The sequence below is a fragment of the Mesorhizobium sp. M7A.F.Ca.CA.002.05.1.1 genome (assembly GCF_003998335.1).
GTDB lineage: Bacteria > Pseudomonadota > Alphaproteobacteria > Rhizobiales > Rhizobiaceae > Mesorhizobium.
The window spans coordinates 1-2,780 of the sequence record NZ_RZQI01000794.1 but is presented as its reverse complement, the minus strand read 5'-3'; the positions used below and the strand labels follow the sequence as shown (position 1 = coordinate 2,780).

The window sequence follows — 2,780 nt, the reverse complement described above, 5'->3', positions numbered from 1 at the left end:
GGCAGGCCGAGCTTTGCGATAGCCTCGCCGATGCGCAAGAAACCCGGCGTCGTCACCGAAAGTCCGCCGAACGGATCGCCCTCGAACGCGTCGAGGCCGAGCGCCACGACCAGCGCGTCCGGCGAAAAGGCACGGATGCGCTGGAACGCCACCTCGAGCGCCTCGAGAAACGCCGCGTCGTCGGATTTGCGCGGCAGCGGCAGGTTGAAATTGTAGCCGAGGCCTGGCCCTTCGCCGCGCTCGTCGGCATGGCCCCAGAAGAACGGATAGAAGCGCACGGGATCGGCATGCAGCGAGACGGTCAGCACATCCGGCCGTGCGTAGAAGATGCCTTGCGTGCCGTTGCCGTGATGCAGGTCGACATCGAGGATCGCCACCCGTGCGGCCTGCTTACGCAGAACCTGCGCCGCGACGGCCGAGTTGTTGATGAAACAGAAGCCGCCGGCGACATCGGCAAAGGCGTGGTGACCGGGCGGGCGGCATAGCGCGTAGGCGGCCGGTACGCCTGACATCACCGCCTCGGCCGCATCGACCGCGGTCCAGGCGCTCCACAGCGCGCTTTGCCAAGTCTCGCCCGAGATCGGGCAAGCGGTGTCGGCCATATGGTAGCCGGCCTGGCCGACTGCCGAGGCCGGATACGAGCCGTTGCGCGCGATCGGATGGATGTTGGGGATCACTTCGGCCGAAGCACCCTCGATGCGCTGCCAGCGCGCGTAGATATGCTCGAGGAAATCCAGATATTCGGGCGTATGCACCGCCGCGACCGGACCGAGCCCATGATTGCGAGGCCGCTCGATCGTGCAACCCGCAGATAATGCGCCGGCTAACAATCTCTCGACGCGCTCCGGCTGTTCCGGATTGGGCTGTGCCGCACCGCTTGACAGGAAGGCCTTGGGGTCGTGACGCTTTTGTTCCTCGGCATAGAAGGCTTTCATTTGTGATCCCCGTTTTCCGGCGCGTCGGCGAAGGCAAAGAAGGCCTCGCCGATGATTTTTTGGGTCTGCTCATAGCTCGACCAGGCGATGCCCAGCCTTTCGTAGAAAGTCTTGGCGCCTTCATTGTCGGTGTCGACCGACAGCCGGAGATAGACGCCGCCTTCGTTCCGGCACTGCGCCGCAACATGCCGCAACAGCCGCTCGCCGATCTTGCGGCCGCGAAACCGGTCCTCGACATAGAGGTCCTGCACATAGACGCCAGGCCGCCCCATCCAGGTCGAAAAGATCGGGAAATGCAGGCAAAGCCCGGCAAATTCCCCGCCGACTTCGGCGATCAGGGTCGAAAAGGCGGGTTTTTCGCCAAAGCCGTACGTTCTGAGATCGTCCGGCGTCGAGAAGATCTCCTCGGGCGCGCCGATATGCGTGCCGAGCTTCAGGATCGCCGCGTGGATGGTTTCGACGTCTTCGATCCGGCCGGGGCGTAAGAGGACGTCATTGGATGTTGGATTGATCACGGTCGTCTCTCAAAACGCCACCCGGTCGCCGCCCTTGAGCGCCAGCATGTCGCGCGCTTCGGTTGGCGTTGCAACCTCCAGAGACAGCCCGTCGAGAATGCCACGGATGCGGCGCACCTGGTCGGCATTGGATTTCGCCAACTGGCGGCCATCATAGAGACTGTCTTCCAGCCCGACCCGGACATTGCCGCCCATCGCCGCGGCGATCGAAATCAGCGGCATCTGCTGGCGGCCGGCGGCCAGCACCGAGAACTGGTAGCTGTCGCCGAACAATTTGTCGGCGATCCGCTTCATATGGACGAGGTTCTCCGGGTCGGCGCCGATGCCACCAAGAATGCCCAGCACGAACTGAATGAACAGCGGCCCCGACACCAGACCCCGGTCGCGGAAATGCGCCAGCGAATAGAGATGGCCGACATCGTAGCATTCGAATTCGAAGCGCGTGCCGCAGCCCTTGCCCAGCCGCTCCAGCACGCCCTCCATGTCGGCGAAGGTGTTCTTGAAGATGGTGTCGCGCGTCGCTTCGAGCAGCTTGGGTTCCCACTCGTGCTGCCATTCCCTTGGCTTGTCGAGCATCGGGAACAGCGCGAAATTCATCGAACCCATGTTGAGCGAGCACATTTCGGGTTCAGCCCGCAAAGGGGCTGCCAGCCGCTGATCGAGCGTCATCAGCGACGAGCCGCCGGTGGTGATGTTGATCACCGCATCGGTCGCCTGTTTGATGCGCGGCAGGAACTGCATGTAGACGTCCGGATCGGCGGTCGGGCGGCCATCCCTCGGGTCGCGGGCGTGCAGATGCAGGATCGACGCGCCGGCTTCGGCCGCCGCGATCGCCTCCGCCGCGATCTGGTCCGGCGTCACCGGCAGATAGGGCGACATTGACGGCGTGTGCACCGAGCCGGTGACGGCGCAGGTTATGATGACTTTTCTAGGCGCCATCTTTGTCGCCTCAGCCTTCGACCGGCAGGTCGAGTTCGGCAGCCAGCAACTCCAGCGAGTCGCCGATGATGGAAACGATCTCGCCGACCTGTTCGCTGGTGACGATCATCGGCGGCGCGACCATGAAATTGTCGCCGTCGACGCCACCCTTGACCCTGCGGCCATAGATGATCAGCCCGCGCTCATAGGCGAGGTCGAGCAGCCGCTGCGTGGCTTTCTTGGTCTGGTCGATCGGCCTCAGCGTCTCTGGATCGGCAACCATCTGGGCGCCGGTGAGCAGGCCCTTGCCGCGCACGTCGGCGATGAACGGAAACCGCTTCGCCAGCCCCTTCAGCCCGTCCATCAGCACATCACCCATGGCGGCCGCATTGGCGATCAGGTCGAGCCGGTC

4 protein-coding genes are annotated in these 2,780 nt (G+C 64.0%); all 4 read right to left on the bottom strand.

Features of this window, described 5'->3' with window-relative positions; all coding sequences use genetic code 11:
- The coding region (locus EN939_RS28550) for a histone deacetylase family protein (RefSeq protein ID WP_164751293.1) at positions 1 to 935 on the bottom strand (935 nt) is incomplete at its 3' end.
- On the bottom strand, positions 932 to 1,447 hold the full coding sequence (locus EN939_RS28545) for a GNAT family N-acetyltransferase (protein ID WP_127269919.1): 516 nt from the start codon (positions 1,445 to 1,447) through the stop codon (positions 932 to 934). The genes EN939_RS28545 and EN939_RS28550, both read right to left, overlap by 4 nt.
- Positions 1,448 to 1,459: 12 nt before the next feature.
- Positions 1,460 to 2,389, bottom strand: coding sequence for a 3-keto-5-aminohexanoate cleavage protein (locus tag EN939_RS28540; RefSeq protein ID WP_127269879.1), 930 nt, complete (start codon positions 2,387 to 2,389; stop codon positions 1,460 to 1,462).
- Between the two features lie 10 nt (positions 2,390 to 2,399).
- The coding region (locus tag EN939_RS28535; protein WP_164751292.1) for an aminotransferase class III-fold pyridoxal phosphate-dependent enzyme at positions 2,400 to 2,780 on the bottom strand (381 nt) is incomplete at its 5' end.